We start from the raw sequence: 1,454 nt of genomic DNA, 5'->3' as shown, positions 1-1,454 counted from the left end.
TATTTTGTTTGTCGCTTTCTGCGTTGTTGCTATCGGCGACTTGTCCTATATTACACCTCTATAGGCTAATCGTCAACACCTTTTATTCAATTAATAATAAAAATAATTCCCAAAGGTATTTTCTATATTAATTTCAGTTATTCAATTTCTCTATTTCAATGAAAATAATAAAAAAGGACATCCCATTACATACAAGACGTCCTTTTGATTACACATTATATACATGCACTCTTTAAACTTTTAAACTATCGCCCTACTCATTCCTTGAGGCGGGAGTTTTCTGTCGGGAAATGATAAATAGATCAATTAATTTACTTTTATCCGCCCATACCACTCCAAATAAGACTAAGCCGCCGCCTATTACTATTCTCCACGTTAAAGATTCATTTAATAGAACAATTGAAGCAACAATACTTATTAGCGGCAATGCATTTAAATATAATCCACTTACCGATGCTGAAACTTTCTCTAGTGCTTTATTCCAAAACCAATATGCTAAAATTGTCGCTCCAATAACAAGATACATTACACTAAGTCCAGTCTTCGAGGTTTCAATCTTTGGGAGACCGTAATAAAAAGTTTCTACCATTGCAAATGGTAATAAAATAACCGATCCAATAATTAAAGTTAATGTTGTAAAAACCTTGTTTGATAGATACTGTTCCTGTTTCGGCTGTTTTAACAATACTGTATAGAAAGCAAATAAGAAGGTACTTAATAAAATAAGGATATCTCCTATTAAAGATACCTCTTGATCAGCATTATTAGATGAAATTGTAATAAGAAGTACCCCTATAGCCCCCAATATAATACCGATCCAATAATTCGGCTGAATTTTCTCTTTCAAAAAGAACGCTGAAAAAAGAATTGTAACTAATGGCAATGCAGCATCAATGATACTAACATGTAATCCACTTGTTAAAGAAATCCCATAGGATGTGAACATAAAGTAACCAGCTACACCAGTAAAAGATAACAAACTCATTCTTTTCCATGGAATATTTTTATGTACGATCGCTTTTTGAAGTTGGCCATATGAAAAAAGCATACAAATTCCACCTGCAAAGAAAAGACGAATAAATAACAAAGTAAATGGTTGAATGGATTCTAATGCCCATTTCGTTGGCGCAATTGCCGCTCCCCATAATATAACAGCCACTAATAACATGCATATTTCTTTCATAATCCCCCACACCCATCAATAAATATATGTTAACTACCTTAATTATAGATTTTTTCTTAATTAAAATCCTTTAAAACCACAAAAAGGTTATGCAAAAAATAGCCATTCAGCTCTTTTTCGCATAACCTTTTCATATTAAATCAAAAACATTATTGTTCATTCGACAACAAAATTAACATAAAAAGGTAATCCTTACCTTCAATTTATATTTAAACGTATTACTTTATAACCTTCTTATCACTTTATCATCCAAATTTTATTTTATACCGTT

Annotated in this window: 1 protein-coding gene; it reads right to left on the bottom strand. The window is 31.4% G+C overall.

Features of this window, described 5'->3' with window-relative positions:
- Positions 1 to 253: 253 nt before the first annotated feature.
- Entirely contained in the window at positions 254 to 1,183 is a 930-nt protein-coding gene (locus FT637_RS29485) for a DMT family transporter (protein ID WP_227494018.1), read from the bottom strand.
- Between the last annotated feature and the right edge of the window lie 271 nt (positions 1,184 to 1,454).

Source organism: Bacillus cereus (assembly GCF_015071065.1).
Taxonomy (GTDB): domain Bacteria; phylum Bacillota; class Bacilli; order Bacillales; family Bacillaceae_G; genus Bacillus_A; species Bacillus_A cereus_BA.
The sequence above is the reverse complement of the archived record's forward strand: the minus strand, read 5'-3'. Positions and strand labels throughout refer to the sequence as shown.

Bases quoted from the DNA above. Each gene is read 5' to 3' on its own strand.
- FT637_RS29485 (WP_227494018.1), bottom strand. From the start codon at position 1,183: ATGAAAGAAATATGCATGTTATTAGTGGCTGTTATATTATGGGGAGCG.